16 protein-coding genes are annotated in these 16,101 nt (G+C 67.9%); 13 read left to right on the top strand and 3 right to left on the bottom strand.

The genetic code is table 11. The features are described 5' to 3' along the window. Nucleotides 1–47: 47 nt before the first annotated feature. The 7 genes from IEV56_RS09235 to IEV56_RS09205 all read left to right on the top strand — a co-directional run bounded on the left by IEV56_RS09235 (nt 48) and on the right by IEV56_RS09205 (nt 8,156). A complete protein-coding gene (locus IEV56_RS09235) occupies nt 48–1,301 on the top strand; it encodes a 2OG-Fe(II) oxygenase (protein ID WP_188450074.1) in 1,254 nt (417 codons plus the stop codon). Between the two features lie 86 nt (nt 1,302–1,387). Beyond that, nucleotides 1,388–2,488, top strand: coding sequence for a Glu/Leu/Phe/Val dehydrogenase (locus IEV56_RS09230; RefSeq protein WP_188450073.1), 1,101 nt, complete (start codon nt 1,388–1,390; stop codon nt 2,486–2,488). 19 nt (nt 2,489–2,507) lie between these two features. Continuing rightward, entirely contained in the window at nt 2,508–3,665 is a 1,158-nt protein-coding gene (locus IEV56_RS09225; RefSeq protein ID WP_188450072.1) for an isovaleryl-CoA dehydrogenase, read from the top strand. A gap of 19 nt (nt 3,666–3,684) precedes the next feature. Continuing rightward, on the top strand, nt 3,685–4,860 hold the full coding sequence (locus tag IEV56_RS09220; RefSeq protein ID WP_188450071.1) for a thiolase family protein: 1,176 nt from the start codon (nt 3,685–3,687) through the stop codon (nt 4,858–4,860). A gap of 153 nt (nt 4,861–5,013) precedes the next feature. Next, nucleotides 5,014–5,277 (top strand): hypothetical protein, encoded by a 264-nt coding sequence (locus IEV56_RS09215; protein WP_188450070.1) that lies wholly within the window; start codon nt 5,014–5,016, stop codon nt 5,275–5,277. 88 nt (nt 5,278–5,365) lie between these two features. Next, a complete protein-coding gene (locus IEV56_RS09210) occupies nt 5,366–6,973 on the top strand; it encodes a carboxyl transferase domain-containing protein (protein WP_188450069.1) in 1,608 nt (535 codons plus the stop codon). A gap of 7 nt (nt 6,974–6,980) precedes the next feature. Then, on the top strand, nt 6,981–8,156 hold the full coding sequence (locus IEV56_RS09205; protein WP_188450068.1) for a GGDEF domain-containing protein: 1,176 nt from the start codon (nt 6,981–6,983) through the stop codon (nt 8,154–8,156). A 5-nt stretch (nt 8,157–8,161) separates the two neighbouring features. On the opposite strand, the gene IEV56_RS09200 is transcribed toward IEV56_RS09205, so the two are convergent. From IEV56_RS09200 to IEV56_RS09190, 3 genes are read right to left on the bottom strand one after another with little or no spacing between them, the layout of a single operon-like run. Then, nucleotides 8,162–8,395, bottom strand: coding sequence for a DUF6587 family protein (locus tag IEV56_RS09200; RefSeq protein WP_188450067.1), 234 nt, complete (start codon nt 8,393–8,395; stop codon nt 8,162–8,164). Further along, complete coding sequence (gene feoB, locus IEV56_RS09195; protein ID WP_188450066.1) at nt 8,392–10,218, bottom strand: ferrous iron transporter B; 1,827 nt, start codon at nt 10,216–10,218, stop codon at nt 8,392–8,394. Before feoB ends, IEV56_RS09200 begins: the two co-directional genes overlap by 4 nt. Further along, on the bottom strand, nt 10,215–10,454 hold the full coding sequence (locus tag IEV56_RS09190) for a FeoA family protein (RefSeq protein ID WP_188450065.1): 240 nt from the start codon (nt 10,452–10,454) through the stop codon (nt 10,215–10,217). Before IEV56_RS09190 ends, feoB begins: the two co-directional genes overlap by 4 nt. A gap of 137 nt (nt 10,455–10,591) precedes the next feature. On the opposite strand from IEV56_RS09190, the gene IEV56_RS09185 reads away from it, so the two are divergent. The 6 genes from IEV56_RS09185 (at nt 10,592) to IEV56_RS09160 (ending at nt 16,081) form a co-directional block, all read left to right on the top strand. Continuing rightward, nucleotides 10,592–11,386, top strand: a complete 795-nt coding sequence (locus tag IEV56_RS09185; RefSeq protein WP_188450064.1) for an enoyl-CoA hydratase-related protein — start codon at nt 10,592–10,594, stop codon at nt 11,384–11,386. After that, on the top strand, nt 11,383–11,886 hold the full coding sequence (locus tag IEV56_RS09180) for a cupin domain-containing protein (RefSeq protein ID WP_188450063.1): 504 nt from the start codon (nt 11,383–11,385) through the stop codon (nt 11,884–11,886). The genes IEV56_RS09185 and IEV56_RS09180 overlap by 4 nt, the downstream gene beginning before the upstream one ends. After that, on the top strand, nt 11,883–13,871 hold the full coding sequence (locus tag IEV56_RS09175) for an acetyl/propionyl/methylcrotonyl-CoA carboxylase subunit alpha (RefSeq protein WP_229730239.1): 1,989 nt from the start codon (nt 11,883–11,885) through the stop codon (nt 13,869–13,871). The genes IEV56_RS09180 and IEV56_RS09175 overlap by 4 nt, the downstream gene beginning before the upstream one ends. Further along, on the top strand, nt 13,864–14,754 hold the full coding sequence (locus IEV56_RS09170) for a hydroxymethylglutaryl-CoA lyase (RefSeq protein ID WP_188450062.1): 891 nt from the start codon (nt 13,864–13,866) through the stop codon (nt 14,752–14,754). Before IEV56_RS09175 ends, IEV56_RS09170 begins: the two co-directional genes overlap by 8 nt. Further along, nucleotides 14,751–15,245 (top strand): GNAT family N-acetyltransferase, encoded by a 495-nt coding sequence (locus IEV56_RS09165; RefSeq protein WP_188450061.1) that lies wholly within the window; start codon nt 14,751–14,753, stop codon nt 15,243–15,245. Before IEV56_RS09170 ends, IEV56_RS09165 begins: the two co-directional genes overlap by 4 nt. Before the next feature lie 65 nt (nt 15,246–15,310). Next, nucleotides 15,311–16,081 (top strand): SDR family NAD(P)-dependent oxidoreductase, encoded by a 771-nt coding sequence (locus IEV56_RS09160; protein ID WP_188450060.1) that lies wholly within the window; start codon nt 15,311–15,313, stop codon nt 16,079–16,081. Nucleotides 16,082–16,101: the final 20 nt, after the last annotated feature.

Genomic DNA, 16,101 nt, shown 5'->3' with positions numbered 1-16,101 from the left:
GTACCGTGCGCCCGCATAATTGCGCGAAAGCACACCGTATGCCATCCATGTCCATCACCGATTCCAGCCACGCCCTGCACGCCGCGCACGCCCTGCTGCGCGATAACCGCATCGCCGAAGGGCTGCAGGCGCTGACGGTATTAGCAAATCAAAACAACGCGCAGGCCGCTTTCGATCTGGGCAATGCTTTGTTAATGTTCGCCACCGATGCCGCCCAAATCGGGCAAGGCCTGCAGCGCCTGCGCCAAGCCGAAGCGGCCGGATACGCACCGGCCGCGTACCGCATGGCCTACACGTCGCTGGTCGAGGTCACCGAAACGTTCGACTGGCGCGTGCTGGCCGAACGGTTGGCGTTCTGTTGCCGGCAGCAACATCCGAACGCGCTGTGCGACGCCGCCGTGTTCTTCGCGCGCTTCGGCACGCCGGCGCAGCAGCGCGCCAGCACCGGATTACTGGAGTTGGCGGCATTGCGCGGCAGCACCGTGGCCATGGCCCTGCTCGGCGAGCGCCTGGCCATCGGTACGTTGTGCGACACCGATCCGGCGCGGGCCAACAGCATCCGCCGGATCGCCGCGCAACTCGGCATGCCGGTGCCGCCGCCGGATCCGCAGGCCGGTTTCGCGCCGCCCGAACCGGCCACCCCGCCACCGGCCTTCGATGACTGGGATTTCAGCGCCTTGCCGGCCGCGGTCGCGGCCGAGCCCGGCGTCTGCCTCGACGGACCGACGCAGCTGTATCTGCACACCGGCTTCCTGTCGGACGAGGAGTGCCTGTACATCAAATGCCTGGGCGGGCCGGACGTGGCGCCGTCGGTATCGGTCGACGAGAACGGCCGCCAGCAACTGAACCAAATCCGCACCAGCCACGACTTCGCGTTCCTGCCGGAGTTCGAGCAGGTGTACCTCAATCTGCTGCAGCGGCGCATGGCCGCGGCCGCCGGCCTGCCTTTGCGCCAGGCCGAACCCTTGATTCTTCTACGCTACACGCCCGGCCAGGAATACCGGCCGCACCGCGACGTGCTGCCGCCCTCGCACGTCATCCCGGTCGAAGCCGGCGGCGCCGGCCAGCGCCTGCGCACCGTCATCGCCTACCTCAACACGCCCGAAGCCGGCGGCGAAACCGCGTTTCCGCTGTTGGAGCGCACCATCGCCGCCGAACAGGGCCGGATCGCGCGTTTCGACAGCCTGGACGCCGATGGCGGCACATGCCGCACCAGCCTGCATGCGGGCATGCCGGTAAAACAAGGAGTTAAGTGGATTTGCACGCTCTGGTTCCGCCAACGCACGCACCGCATGCTGTGAGCGCCGGGCCGGCCGCTAGAGCAATTGCTTTATAATACGGCGCGCCCTGAGGCGTTACACATCATTACCGCAAGCCGGAGTCCGACATGATTTTCGAAAGCATCAGCAAGACCGAACACGAAGAAGTGGTGTTCTGCCATAACAAAGACGCCGGCCTGAAGGCCATCATCGCCATCCACAACACCGTGCTGGGTCCGGCCCTGGGCGGCACCCGCATGTGGCCCTATGCCACCGAACAGGAAGCGCTGAACGACGTGCTGCGCCTGAGCCGCGGCATGACCTACAAGGCGGCGGTGTCCGGCCTGAACCTGGGCGGCGGCAAGGCCGTGATCTGGGGCGACCCGAACAAGGACAAGTCGGAAGCGCTGTTCCGCGCCTTCGGCCGCTTCGTCAACTCGCTGAACGGCCGCTACATCACCGCCGAGGACGTCGGCATCGACGTCAACGACATGGAATACGTGCTGCGCGAGACCGAATACGTGACCGGCGTGCATCAGGTGCACGGCGGCTCGGGCGATCCCTCGCCGTTCACCGCCTACGGCACCCTGCAGGGCCTGATGGCCGCGCTGAGCGTCAAGTTCGGCAACGAGGACGTCGGCAAGTATTCCTACGCGGTGCAGGGCGTCGGCCACGTCGGCATGGAGTTCGTCAAGCTGCTGCACGAACGCGGCGCCAAGATCTTCGTCACCGACATCAACAAGGACGCGGTGCAGCGCGCCGTCGACGAATGCGGCGCCGAAGCCGTGGGCCTGGACGAGATCTACGACGTACCGGCCGACATCTACTCGCCGACCGCGCTCGGCGGCACCCTGAACGAGAACACCATCGACCGCATCAAGGCCAAGGTCATCTGCGGCGCGGCCAACAACCAGCTGGCCAACGAGGCCATCGGCGACGAACTGCACCGCCGCGGCGTGCTGTACGCGCCGGATTACGCGGTCAACGCCGGCGGCCTGATGAACGTGTCGCTGGAGATCGACGGCTACAACCGCGAGCGCGCGATGCGCATGCTGCGCACCATCTACTTCAACCTGGGCCGCATCTTCGAGATCAGCGCCCGCGACGGCATCCCGACCTACCGCGCCGCCGACCGCATGGCCGAGGAGCGCATCACCGCCATCGGCAAGCTGCGTCTGCCGCACCTGGGCCAGAACGCGCCGCGCTTCCAAGGCCGCCGCGCCGGTTGATGCCGGCCGGAGCGAACGCATGGCCTTGACCGAGCTGTCCGAGGAACTGGACGCGTTGCGCGAGGCGGTGCGCCGCTTCGCCGAGACCGAGATCGCGCCGCAGGCGGCGCGCATCGACCGCGACAACCGCTTCCCGCGCGAACTGTGGCCGAAGATGGGCGAACTCGGCCTGCTCGGCATCACCGTGCCGGCCGAATACGGCGGCGCGGAGATGGGCTACCTGGCGCATCTGGTGGCGATGGAGGAGATCTCGCGCGCGTCCGGCTCGGTCGGCCTGAGCTACGGCGCGCACTCCAACCTGTGCGTGCAGAACCTGTACCTCAACGGCAATCCGGCGCAACGCGCGAAATACCTGCCGAAGCTGTGCAGCGGCGAATGGCTGGGCGCGCTGGCGATGAGCGAACCCGGCGCCGGCTCCGACGTGGTCGGCTCGATGGCCTGCCGCGCCGAACTGCGCGACGGCGTGTGGATCGCCAACGGCAGCAAGATGTGGATCACCAACGGGCCTGAGGCCGACGTGCTGATCGTGTACATGCGCACCGCCGGCAAAGAGGCCGGCAGCCGTTGCATGACCGCCTTCATCGTCGAGAAAGGCATGCCCGGCTTTGCCACCGCCCAGAAGCTGGACAAGCTCGGCATGCGCGGCTCGGACACCTGCGAGCTGGTGTTCGAAGACTGCGCGATACCGGCCGAAAACGTGCTGGGCGAGGTCAACCAGGGCGTCAAGGTGCTGATGAGCGGCCTGGACACCGAACGCCTGGTGCTGTCCGGCGGGCCGCTCGGCCTGATGCAGGCCGCGCTCGACCTGACCCTGCCGTACGTGCGCGAACGCCGCCAGTTCGACGCCGCCATCGGCAGCTTCGGCATCATGCAGGCCAAGCTGGCCGACATGTACACCGCGCTGCAGTCGTCGCGCGCCTTCGCCTACGCGGTCGGCCGCGACTTCGACGCCGGCCGGCGCTCGCGCGTCGACGCCGCCAGCTGCCTGCTGCACGCCAGCGACGCGGCGGTGCAGGTCGCGCTGGAGTGCATCCAGTCGCTGGGCGGCAACGGCTACATCAACGAATACGACGCCGGCCGCCTGCTGCGCGACGCCAAGCTGTACGCCATCGGCGCCGGCACCAACGAGATCCGCCGCATGCTGATCGGACGCGAACTGTTCGACGGCCACCATTAACCGAAAAAGGAAAACACCCATGTCTCCGATCGTCATCCTCGGCGCCAAGCGCACCGCCCTCGGCGCCCTGCTCGGCCAATTCACCGGCGTGCCGGCCACCCAGCTCGGCGCCACCGCCATCCAGGCCGCGCTCGGCCAGGCCGGCGTCGCCGGCGACGGCGTCGACGAGGTGATCATGGGCTGCGTGCTGCCGGCCGGCCTCGGCCAGGCCCCGGCGCGCCAGGCCGCGCTCGCCGCCGGCGTGGCGCAGAAAGCCGGCGCCACCACCCTCAACAAGGTCTGCGGCTCGGGCATGAAGGCGGTGATGTTCGGCCACGACCTGATCCGCGCCGGTTCGGCCGAGGTGGTCGTCGCCGGCGGCATGGAATCGATGACCAATGCGCCGCACCTGCTGATGAACTCGCGCACCGGCATCCGCTACGGCAGCGCCGAGATGCTCGACCACATGGCCTGGGACGGCCTGACCAACCCGTACGACAAGCAGTCGATGGGCGTGTTCGGCGAACTGTGCGTGGCCAAGTACGGCTTCAGCCGCGAACAGCAGGACGCGTTCGCCGCCGAATCGGTGCGCCGCGCGCTGGCCGCGCAGCAATCGGGCGCGTTCGCCGCCGAAATCGCGCCGGTGACCGTGGCCGGCCGCAAGGGCGAGGTGCAGATCGCGGCCGACGAACAGCCCGGCAAATGCAGCATCGAGAAGATCCCGACCCTGCGTCCGGCGTTCAAGAAGGACGGCACCATCACCGCCGCCAGCTCGTCCAGCATCAACGACGGCGCCGCCGCGCTGGTGCTGAGCTCGGAAGCGCACGCCGCCGCCAACGGTCTGAAACCGATCGCGCGCATCGTGGCGCAGGCTTCGTTCGCGCAGGCGCCGGAATGGTTCACCACCGCGCCGGTCGGCGCCATCCAGTCGGTGTTGGCCAAGGCCGGCTGGTCGGTCCCCGACGTCGACCTGTTCGAGATCAACGAGGCCTTCGCCACCGTGGCCATGGCCCCGATCGAAGATCTGGGCATCCCGCACGCCAAGGTCAACGTCAACGGCGGCGCTTGCGCATTGGGCCATCCGATCGGCGCGTCCGGCGCCCGCATTCTGGTCACCCTGATCCATGCCCTGCAGGCCCGCGGTCTGCGCAAAGGCGTCGCAAGCCTTTGTATTGGCGGGGGCGAAGCCACCGCCATGGCCATCGAGTTGGTCTGATCCGAGGCCGGGTTAAGCCCGGCCTCACAATTTTTTTACTTTTTACTCACAAATACTTGACTATTTGAAAAATACTGGCATGATTAATTCTACGTGCGTGATAACGCACGTTTTTTTAATCAAATTCAATATTGAAACCTTGAGGAATTATCCATGTCCCTGAACAAGACCATCATCGCTCTGGCTTTCGCTCTGGCCCTGACCGCCTGCTCGAAGCAAGAAGAAGCCGCCGCCGAAGCCCCGGCCGCTGAAGCCACCACCGAAGAAGCTGCCCCGGCCGCTGACGCCGCCGCCGAAGCCGCCCCGGCTGCTGACGCCGCCGCCGACGCCGCTGCTCCGGCCGCTGACGCCGCTGCTCCGGCCGCCGACGCTGCCGCTCCGGCCGCTGAAGCCGCTCCGGCTGAAGAAACCAAGTAATTCTTCGGAATCGCTTGTAAAGAAAACCGCCGGCAACGGCGGTTTTTTTTTGGCTACACTAAACGTCTTTTCCGAAACGTCGAACGCCATGCCCATCCTGTCCAGCCAGATCGATTCCCGCTCCGACGAATTCGCCGACAACCGCGCGGCCATGCTGGCCCAGGTCGATGCCCTGCGCGCGAAGCTGGCGGCGGTGCAGGCCGGCGGCGGCGAGGCGGCCTGCACCAAGCACAGCGCGCGCGGCAAACTCCTGCCGCGCGAACGCGTCGACGCCCTGCTCGACCCGGGCAGTCCGTTCCTGGAACTGTCGGCCCTGGCCGCCGACGGCCAATACGACGACCAAGCGCCGGCCGCGGGCCTGATCACCGGCATCGGCCGGGTCAAGGGCGTCGAGGTCATGGTGGTGGCCAACGACGCCACCGTGAAAGGCGGCACCTATTTCCCGATGACGGTGAAGAAGCACCTGCGCGCGCAGGAAATCGCGCTCGAGAACCATCTGCCCTGCATCTACCTGGTCGACTCCGGCGGCGCGTTCCTGCCGCTACAGGACGAAGTATTCCCGGACAAGGAACATTTCGGCCGCATCTTCTACAATCAAGCGCGGCTGAGCGCGCTGAACATCCCGCAGATCGCGGTGGTGATGGGTTCCTGCACCGCCGGCGGCGCCTACGTGCCGGCGATGTGCGACGAAAGCGTGATCGTGCGCAACCAAGGCACCATCTTCCTCGGCGGTCCACCGTTGGTGAAGGCCGCCACCGGCGAGGTGGTCGACGCCGAAACGCTGGGCGGCGCCGAGGTGCATACCGGCGTGTCCGGCGTGGCCGACCATCTGGCCGAGAACGACGAGCACGCGTTGGCCATCGCCCGCGACATCGTGGCCGGCCTGAACCGCCGCAAGCAGGTGCCGCTGGCGCTGCAACCGCCGCGCGAACCGGCCTACCCGACCGAGGAGCTGTACGGCATCGTGCCCAAGGACGCGCGCCGTCCGTTCGACGTGCGCGAGATCATCGCGCGCCTTGTGGACGGCTCGGAGTTCCAGGAATTCAAGGCGCGTTACGGCAAGACCCTGGTCACCGGCTTCGCGCACATCCACGGCTTCCCGGTCGGCATCGTGGCCAACAACGGCATCCTGTTCCCCGAGAGCGCGCTGAAGGGCGCGCACTTCATCGAACTGTGCAACCAGCGCGGCATCCCGCTGGTGTTCCTGCAGAACATCACCGGCTTCATGGTCGGCCGCAAGTACGAACAAGCCGGCATCGCCAAGGACGGCGCCAAGATGGTGACCGCGGTGGCCTGCGCGCACGTGCCGAAGTTCACCGTGCTGATCGGCGGCAGCTTCGGCGCCGGCAACTACGCCATGTGCGGCCGCGCCTACGGCGCCCGCTTCCTGTGGTCCTGGCCGAACGCGCGGATTTCGGTGATGGGCGGCGAACAGGCCGCGGCGGTGCTGGCCACGGTCAAGCGCGACGGCATCGAAGCCAAGGGCGGCAGCTGGTCGGCCGACGAGGAAGAGGCGTTCAAGGCCCCGGTGCGCGAGCAATACGAACGCCAGGGGCATCCGTTCTACGCCAGCAGCCGGCTGTGGGACGACGGCGTCATCGACCCTGCCGACACCCGCCGCGTGCTGGCCTTGGCGATTTCGGCGTCGATGAACGCGCCGATCGAACCGGGCCGCTACGGCGTGTTCCGGATGTGATCGGCGGATGAGCGCCGCTTCCGCGCCCTTGCATCTTGGCACGCTGCAACTGACGTATCAGGTGCTGGCCTTGCTGCTCACGGCCTTCAGCGTGGGCGGCGCATTGCTGGCCAAAGGCCGCTACGGGCTCTGGTTCTGGGTCGGTAGCTTCGCAACGTTGGCGCTGTTCCAGATTTCCGGCGCAGCCGTCCTGCCGGCCTGGGACAAAAACGCCGGCTATCTGATCGGTCATCTCGGCGGCATGCTGTCGTCGCTGTGCGTGCTGCTCGGCATCCGCGCCTACCTGGGGCTCACGCTACGCTGGAAGCAGGGCCTGGCGTTCGTGCTGGGCGCGGGCGCGGTGTGCGCGGCGCTGATGGCGGCCGGGCTGTCGCCGCGGATGTCGCTGGCTCTCAGCCTGCTGGTCTCGGCCGTCCTACGCTGGCAGGCGTTCACGCACTTGCTGGCCGCTTTCCGGCGCCATGGCGGCACGCCGATGGGCTTCGCCACCGCCATCATCCTGCTGTCGGTCGTCTCTCATCTGGTGCGCACCGGCGCGCTGCTTTCGCCGCTGGGCGCCGGATACGAAAACGGCTTCCAGAGCAACGCCTTCGGCATGCTCGGACTGATCGTGGTACTGGTGATGCACGGCTTCGTCATCCTGCTGTTGGTGACGCACGCGCTGCAGCGCGAGGTGCTGTCGCTGGCCGAGCACGATTCGCTGACCGGGTTGCTCAACCGCCGCGGCATGGACGCCCGCTTCGAACGCCTGCGCCGGCGCGCGGCGATGCAGGGCGGGCAGTCGATGAGCCTGGCCTTGATCGACGTCGACCATTTCAAGGCGGTCAACGACCGGCTCGGACACGGCGCCGGCGACGACGTGCTGAAGGGCCTGGGCGCCCTGCTCGACACCCTGATCCGGCCGACCGATCTGGCGGTGCGTCTGGGCGGCGAGGAATTCGTGCTGCTGTGGAACGGCATCCAGCCGGGCGTCGAAGGCGCCATGGCCGAGAAGATCCGGCAGGCCGTGGCCCGGCATCCGTTCGAGACCCGCGAAGGTCCGGTCGCGGTCACCGTCAGCATCGGCGTGACCGGCATGCCGGCGCACGACGGCGATCTGGAAAGCGTGCTCAAGCGCGCCGACCGCGCCCTGTACCGGGCCAAGCAGGACGGCCGCGACCGCGTCGCGGTCGACCCCGGCTGATCAGGTCAGGCGCAGCGGTTGCAGGCGTTACAGTGGCTGGCGCAACCGGAAGGTATCGCCAGCGCGGGACGCAATGCGCGGCCGAGACGCTTCAGCGTCGGCAGCCGGCGGCATTCGAAGAAATAACTGAGCTTGGCCTGCACGCGCCAGCTCGGGCCGGGCGCGTACTTGCGCAGCAACCGCCAGAGGCACCACAGCACCAGCGCGTAAACCAGCAGCTGTTGCCAGAGCGGATTCATGCCAATAACGCCGACGCGGTCTGGTAAACCAGCAGCGAGAAGCCGTAGGCCAGCGCGAACAGATAGGCCACCGCGAAGCCGGTGACCTTCCAGGAGCCGGTCTCGCGCTTGATGGTGGCGATGGTGGAGATGCACTGCGGCGCGAACACGTACCAGGTCAGCACCGACAGCGCGGTGGCCAGGCTCCAGTCGGCCGCGAGCAGCGCGCCCAATTGGCCAATGCCGGCCTCGTCGTCGGACAACGCGTACACCGTGGCCAGGCCGGACACCGCCACCTCGCGCGCGGCCATGCCGGGAATCAGCGCCAGCACGATCTGCCAGTTGAAGCCGATCGGCGCGAACACCGGCGCCAGCAGATGGCCCAGGCGGCCGGCGAAGCTGTAATCGATGGCCGGACCGGTGAAGCCCTCCGGCGGCGCCGGGAAGGTCGACAGGAACCACAGCAGCACGGTCAGGGTCAGGATGATGCCGCCGACCCGGCGCAGGAAGATGCGGGCGCGGTCCCACAGGCCGATGGCCAGGTCGCGCGGATTCGGCAGACGGTAGGACGGCAGCTCCAACAGCAGCGCGTGGTCGGATTTCTGCCGGTTCAGCAGTTTCAGCACCCAAGCCACCGCGAACACCGCCAGGATGCCGGACAGGTACAACGCGAACAGCACCAGACCCTGCAGATTGAACCAGCCGAGCACCTTCTGCTCGGGAATGAAGGCGCCGATCAGCAGCGCGTACACCGGCAGGCGCGCAGAACAGGTGGTCAGCGGCGCCACCAGGATGGTCGCGAGCCGGTCACGCGGGTCCTGGATCGAGCGCGTGGCCATGATGCCCGGCACCGCGCAGGCGTAGCTCGACAGCAGCGGGATGAACGAGCGGCCGGTCAGCCCGCAGGCGAACATCAGGCGATCGAGCAGGAACGCGGCGCGCGGCAGATAGCCGGTTTCCTCCAATGCCAGGATGAAGGCGAACAGGATCAGGATCTGCGGCAGGAACTCCAGTACCGTGCCGAGACCGGCGAAGATGCCGTCCTGCAACAGGCTGCGCAGGATGCCGTCCGGCAACAGCGCGCTGGTCTGCGCCGAAAGCCAGGCGACCGCGGCCGAGATGCCGTCCTGGAACGGAGCCGCCCAGGCGTATACCGCCTGGAACATCAGGAACAAGATCACCGCCAGCGACAGCAGGCCGAACAGCGGATGCAGCAGCACGCGGTCCAGGCGCTCGTCGAGCTCGGCGGTGGCGCGCGGCATGCTGACCGCGGCGGCCAGCGCCCGGCGCACGCTCTGGTGGTGGTCGCCGTCACCGACGTCGATCGGCGGCAACGGCAATCCGCCGTCGGCCAAGGCGCGCTTCAGGGCCTCGGCGCCGTCGGCGGCCACCGCCACGGTCGGCACCACCGGCACGCCCAGCGCCTGCTCCAGCTTGGCCAGGTCGATGTCGATGCCGCGTTTGGCGGCGGCGTCCATCATGTTCAAGGCGACCAGCATCGGCTTGCCGAGCGCGCGCAGCTCGAACGCGAAACGCAGGTGCAGACGCAGGTTGGTGGCATCGACCACGCACACCAACAGGTCCGGATGCACACCGTAATCGTGCGTACCCAGGCAGATGTCGCGGGTGATGGCTTCGTCCGGGCTGCTGGCGTTCAGGCTGTACGCGCCCGGCAGGTCCAGCACCTTGACGACGCGGCCGTCGTGCACGAACTCGCCTTCCTTGCGCTCGACGGTGACGCCGGCGTAGTTGGCGACCTTCTGCCGGCTGCCGGTCAAGCGGTTGAACAGCGCGGTCTTGCCCGAATTCGGGTTGCCGACCAGGGCGATGCTGAGCGGTCTCATGCGGCGGGCTCCACGGCCACGCGCGCGGCCTCGCTGCGGCGCAAGGCGAAACGGGTGAAGCCGACCTGCACCAGCAACGGATCGCCGCCCCAAGGCGCCAAGGCGACGCAGGTCACCACTTCGCCGGGCACGAAGCCCAGATCGAGCAGGCGATGCGCGATGGCGTCATCCGCCGATGCCTTGCTGACGCCGACGACGCGCGCTTGGCGACCTTTGCCGAGTTGGGTCAAGTCCATCCGAAACGGTCCAAATGGGAACAATTCTCATTATAGTACCAACCCGGTAGAAAAAGGGGTTGATTTACCTCAAGCGGGCGTGAAAAAACCGGCACACGGGCAATCCGTTATCATTCCTCTTTTGCCCGGCTACGCCCATGTCCGACTCCGTCCTGCTCAGCCGCCACGGCGGCATCGCCACCCTGACCCTGAACCGGCCCGGAACGCACAATGCCTTCGACGCCGGCCTGATCGCCGATCTGGACCGGGCCTTGGCCGAATTGGAGGCCGATCCGGCGCGTGCGCTGGTGTTGACCGGCGCCGGCAGCACCTTTTCGGCCGGCGCCGACCTGAACTGGATGCGCGCCATGGCGCAGGCCGACGAGCAGGAGAACTTCGCCGACGCCATGGCCTTGGCGCGTTGCCTGCGACGGCTGAACGAGCTGCCGATACCGACCCTGGCGCGCGTCAACGGCTCGGCCTACGGCGGCGGCGTCGGCCTGTTGAGCTGCTGCGACATCGCCGTCGCCGCCGATTCGGCCAAATTCACCTTGAGCGAGGTGAAGCTCGGCTTGGTGCCGGCGGTGATCTCGCCCTACGTGATCGCCGCCATCGGCGCGCGCCAGGCGCGCCGCTATTTCCTGACCGCGGAAATCATCGAGGCGCCGCGCGCGCGCGAAATCGGTCTGGTGCACGAATGCGTGCCGGTCGCGCAACTGGACGAAACCGTCGAGCGCATCCTGCATTGGCTCGGCAAGGCCGGGCCGCAGGCCGTGCGTGAGGCCAAGCAGCTGATCGCCGGCCATGCGCCGGCGCAGACCGAACTGCAGCGGGAAAACCAGGACCGCGACAACGCCGCGCTGATCGCCCGCCTGCGGGTCGGCGCCGAAGGCCAGGAAGGACTCGGCGCGTTCCTGGACAAACGCGCGCCGCACTGGGTGTCCGGCCGATGAAACGCATCGTCAACCTCGACAGCCTGCAACCCGGCTTGATCGGCGCGCGCCTGCCGGGCGCGCCGGCATTGTATGACGGCGCCGCCGTGGCGCCGATCGCGCCGTTGGTCGGCGCGCGCCGCCTGGGCTACAACCTGACCGTGGTACCACCGGGCAAGGCCGCGTTCCCGTTCCATAGCCACTACGGCAACGAAGAGATGTTCTTCATCCTGGAAGGCCGCGGCGAGCTGCGTTACGGCGACGAGCGCCATCCGCTGCGTGCGGGCGACGTTGTGGCCTGCCCCCCCGGCGGGCCGGACAGCGCGCATCAGATCCGCAACACCTCGGTGGATGCCGAACTGCGCTATCTGGCGGTGAGCACCACGCAGAGCCCGGACATGTTCCATTACCCCGACTCGGGCAAGACCGGCGCCAGCCACTATCCCGAATCCGGCGACGCCGGCGTCGTACGCCTACGCAACCGCATCGACCACAACCTCGACTACTGGGACGGCGAATGAGCCTGTTCGACAAAATCCTGATCGCCAACCGCGGCGAAATCGCCTGCCGCGTCATCCGCACCTGCCGCACGCTCGGCATCCGCACCGTGGCGGTGTATTCCGACGCCGATGCCGGCGCCCTGCACGTGGCGATGGCCGACGAGGCGGTGCGCCTCGGCCCGGCCGAAGCCGCGCGCAGCTACCTCGACCAGGACGCGGTGCTGGCCGCGGCCGCGCAGACCGGGGCGAACGCCATCCATCCGGGCTACGGCTTCCTGTCGGAGAACGCCGAGTTCGCCGAACGGGTGGAAGCCGCCGGCATCGTGTTCATCGGCCCGAAGGCGGCCAGCATGCGCGCCATGGGCTCGAAAGCCGGCGCCAAGGCGCTGATGCAGGCGCATGGCGTGCCGGTGGTTCCGGGCTACAACGGCGAGGCGCAGGACGCGGCGCACCTGAAGGCGCAGGCCGACGCCGTCGGCTACCCGCTGATGATCAAGGCCGCGCACGGCGGCGGCGGCAAAGGCATGCGCATCGTGCGTGCGCCCGAGGACTTCGCCGCGGCGCTGGAATCCTGCCGGCGCGAGGCGCTCGGCGCGTTCGGCAAAGACCGCGTGCTGCTGGAACGCTACGTCGAAAACCCGCGTCACATCGAATTCCAGATCTTCGCCGACGGCCACGGCAATACCGTGCACATCGGCGAACGCGAATGCTCGGCCCAGCGCCGGTTCCAGAAGGTGCTCGAGGAATCGCCCTCGCCCTTCCTGAACCCGGAACGGCGCGCGCGCATGGCCGCAGCCGCAGTGCAGGCCGCCAAGGCCGTCGACTACCGCAACGCCGGCACGGTCGAATTCATCGTCGCGCCCGACGGCGAGTTCTTCTTCATGGAAATCAACTCGCGGCTGCAGGTCGAGCATCCGGTCACCGAGATGGTCACCGGCCTGGACCTGGTGCGCTGGCAGATCGAAGTCGCGGCAGGCCTGGCCCTGCCGCTGGCGCAGGACCAGATCCAACACCGCGGCCATGCCATCGAAGTACGCCTGTACGCCGAGGACCCGCAACGCAACTTCATGCCCGGCAGCGGCCGCATCCGCGGCTTCCACCTGCCGTCGGCGACGGGCGTGCGCATCGACACCGGATTCCGCCAAGGCGACGCCATCAGCGTGCATTACGACCCGATGCTGGCCAAGCTGATCGTACATGCCGACGACCGGCCGTTGGCCCTGCAGGCGATGCAGGACGCGTTGGCGCATTGCCATATCGCCGGCCTGCCGAGCAACATCGCCTTTCTGGAACGGCTGATCGCGCATCCCTCGGTGCAACGCGCCGAAATCGACACCGGCTACCTGGACCGGCATCTGGACCAGGTGCTGGCCGAAGACGGCGCCCTGCCCGACAGCCACCGGCTGGCGGCGGCGTTCTTCAGCCTGAAGCGCGCCGAAGCCGCGCACGCCGCAGAGGGCACCGACCCCTGGCAGGCACGCGATTTCTGGCGCCCGCACGGCCACGGCCGTTTCCGCGTCCGCCTGCGGCACGCCGAACGTTACGAGACGCACCGTTGCCATCTCGCCGGCGGCGAATTGCAGGTCGAGGCCGACGGTCGCCTGTTGCGCGCCAACATGCTGTCCGGCGATGAACGCCGGCTGACACTGGCCATCGACGGCCGACACGCCGAGCTGCATGCCTTCCATGACGGTGAGGCGATGGTGGTGCACGACGGCCGCCGACGCACGCACTGGTGGCGGCAGCAGCCGGGCGCGGATGCTACCGAAGACGCCGGCTCCGACGGCTTCACCCGCGCGCCGATGCCGGGCAAACTGGTGCTGCTGAAAGTCGTGCCCGGACAAGCGGTGGCCAAGGGCCAGGAAGTGGCCGTGATGGAAGCGATGAAGATGGAACTGAGCATCAAGGCCTTGGCGGACGGTACGGTGCAGGCCGTGCTGGCCGAGCCGGGCCGGATCCTGGACGCCGACGCGCCGATCCTGCAATGGGAGCCGAGCGATGGCTGAACACGTCCGTGTCGTCGAAGTCTCGCCGCGCGACGGCCTGCAGAACGAGGCCGCGTTCGTCGCCACCGCCGACAAACTGGAATTGATCCGGCGCCTGGCGGCCAGCGGCCTGCGCAGCATCGAGGCCACCGCCTTCGTCAGCCCGAAATGGGTGCCGCAGATGGCGGACGCCGCCGAGCTGTTCCCGCAGCTGCCGCGCGACGACGGCCGCCGGTATCCGGTGCTGGTGCCGAACCTGCAGGGCTACGAGCGCGCCGTGGCCTGCGGCGTGCGCGAGGTCGCGGTGTTCACCGCCGCCTCGGAGGCGTTCACCCGCAAGAACATCAACGCCGGCATCGAGGAAAGCCTGCAACGCTTCGAACCGGTGCTGGAACGCGCCCGCGCCGACGGCGTGGCGGTGCGCGGCTACGTCTCGACCGTGCTGGGCTGCCCGTATCAGGGCGCGGTGCCGGTGTCTGACGTGGTGCGCGTGGCGGCGCGTCTGCACGCCATGGGCTGCTACGAGATCTCGCTCGGCGATACCATCGGCGTCGGCACCGCCGGCGCGGCGCGCGCCATGCTGCAGGCGGTGGCCGGCGACATCCCGATGGCCGCCTTGGCGGTGCATTTCCACGACACCTACGGCCAAGCGCTGGCCAACGTATTCGCCTGCCTGGAGGCCGGCGTACGCACGGTCGACGCCTCGGTGTCCGGCACCGGCGGCTGCCCGTACGCCAAAGGCGCCAGCGGCAATCTGGCGACCGAGGACCTGGTGTACGCCCTGCACGGCCTGGGCTTTGACACCGGCATCGACTTGGCTACACTGGTCGAAACCGGCAGTTGGCTGAGCGCCAAGCTCGGCCGCGACTCCCTCAGCAAAGCCAACCGGGCCCTGCACGCATGAAAGAACAGAACTGGAAAATCCGCCCGATCACGCCGCATGACGACATGCGCATGGCCTACATCATCCGTACCGTGATGCCCGAATTCGGCGCCGGCGGCGACGGCTTCGCCATCAACGACCCGGAAGTGGACTGGATGAGCAGGGCCTATAACGCCCCGCGCTGCGCGTATTTCGTGGTCGAACTGGAAGGCCAGGTGCTGGGCGGCGGCGGCGTGGCGCCGCTGGAAGGCGCCAGCAACCCGCGCATCTGCGAACTGCGCAAGATGTACTTCCTGCCCGCCTTGCGCGGTCAGGGCGCCGGCATGGCGCTGATCGAGACCTGCCTGGCCAAGGCCCGCGAACTGGGCTTCGAGCTGTGCTATCTGGAAACCCTGACCGGCATGGACAGCGCCATCGCGCTGTACCAGAAGGCCGGCTTCCGCTCGATCGACAAGCCGATGGGCGACACCGGCCACGGCGGCTGCGACCGTTACTTCGTCAAAAGCCTCTGACCGGCACAGCGAATGGCCGGCGCCGGATTTTGCTAAAATACGCCTTTTCGATCAAAGGCTTTGCCATGAATCTTGCGGAAGTCCGTGCCGTCGTCACCGGCGGCGTCTCCGGCCTCGGTTTCGCCGTCGCCCAACATCTCGTGCAACACGGCGGCAAGGTCGCCCTGTTCGACCTCAATGACGCCAAAGGCGAGGAAGCCGTCAGCCTGCTCGGCGCCGGCCAGGCCGCGTTCTTCAAAACCGACGTGTCCGACGAAGCCGACGTCGCCGCCAATCTGGCCAAGGCCAAGGACTTCCTCGGCGGCCTGAACGCCGCGGTCAACTGCGCCGGCATCCTCGGCGCCGGCCGCGTGCTCGGCCGCGAAGCCAGCATGCCGCTGGCGCAGTTCGCCACCACGGTGAAGGTCAACCTGATCGGCAGCTTCAACGTGGCCAAAGCCGCCAGCGAACTGATGCAGCACAACGCGCCGGGCGAAGACGGCGAGCGCGGCGTGATCGTCAACACGGCCTCGGTCGCGGCGTTCGACGGCCAGATCGGCCAAGCCGCGTACTCGGCCTCGAAAGGCGGCGTGGTCGGCATGACCCTGCCGATGGCGCGCGAGCTGGCGCGTTTCGGCATCCGCGTGATGACCGTGGCGCCCGGCATCTTCTGGACCCCAATGGTGGACTCGATGCCGCAGGCGGTGCAGGAGTCGCTGTCGGCATCGATTCCGTTCCCGTCGCGTCTGGGCCGGCCGGAGGAATTCGCCGCCACCGTCGCCTTCATCCTGCAGAACCGCTACCTCAACGGCGAAACCATCCGCTTGGACGGCTCGGTGCGCCTGGCCGCCAAATAATCCCCTCATTCACGAGAACC

The organism is Arenimonas maotaiensis (assembly GCF_014638745.1).
Classification (GTDB): domain Bacteria; phylum Pseudomonadota; class Gammaproteobacteria; order Xanthomonadales; family Xanthomonadaceae; genus Arenimonas; species Arenimonas maotaiensis.
This window is presented reverse-complemented; position numbering and strand designations above follow the sequence as displayed.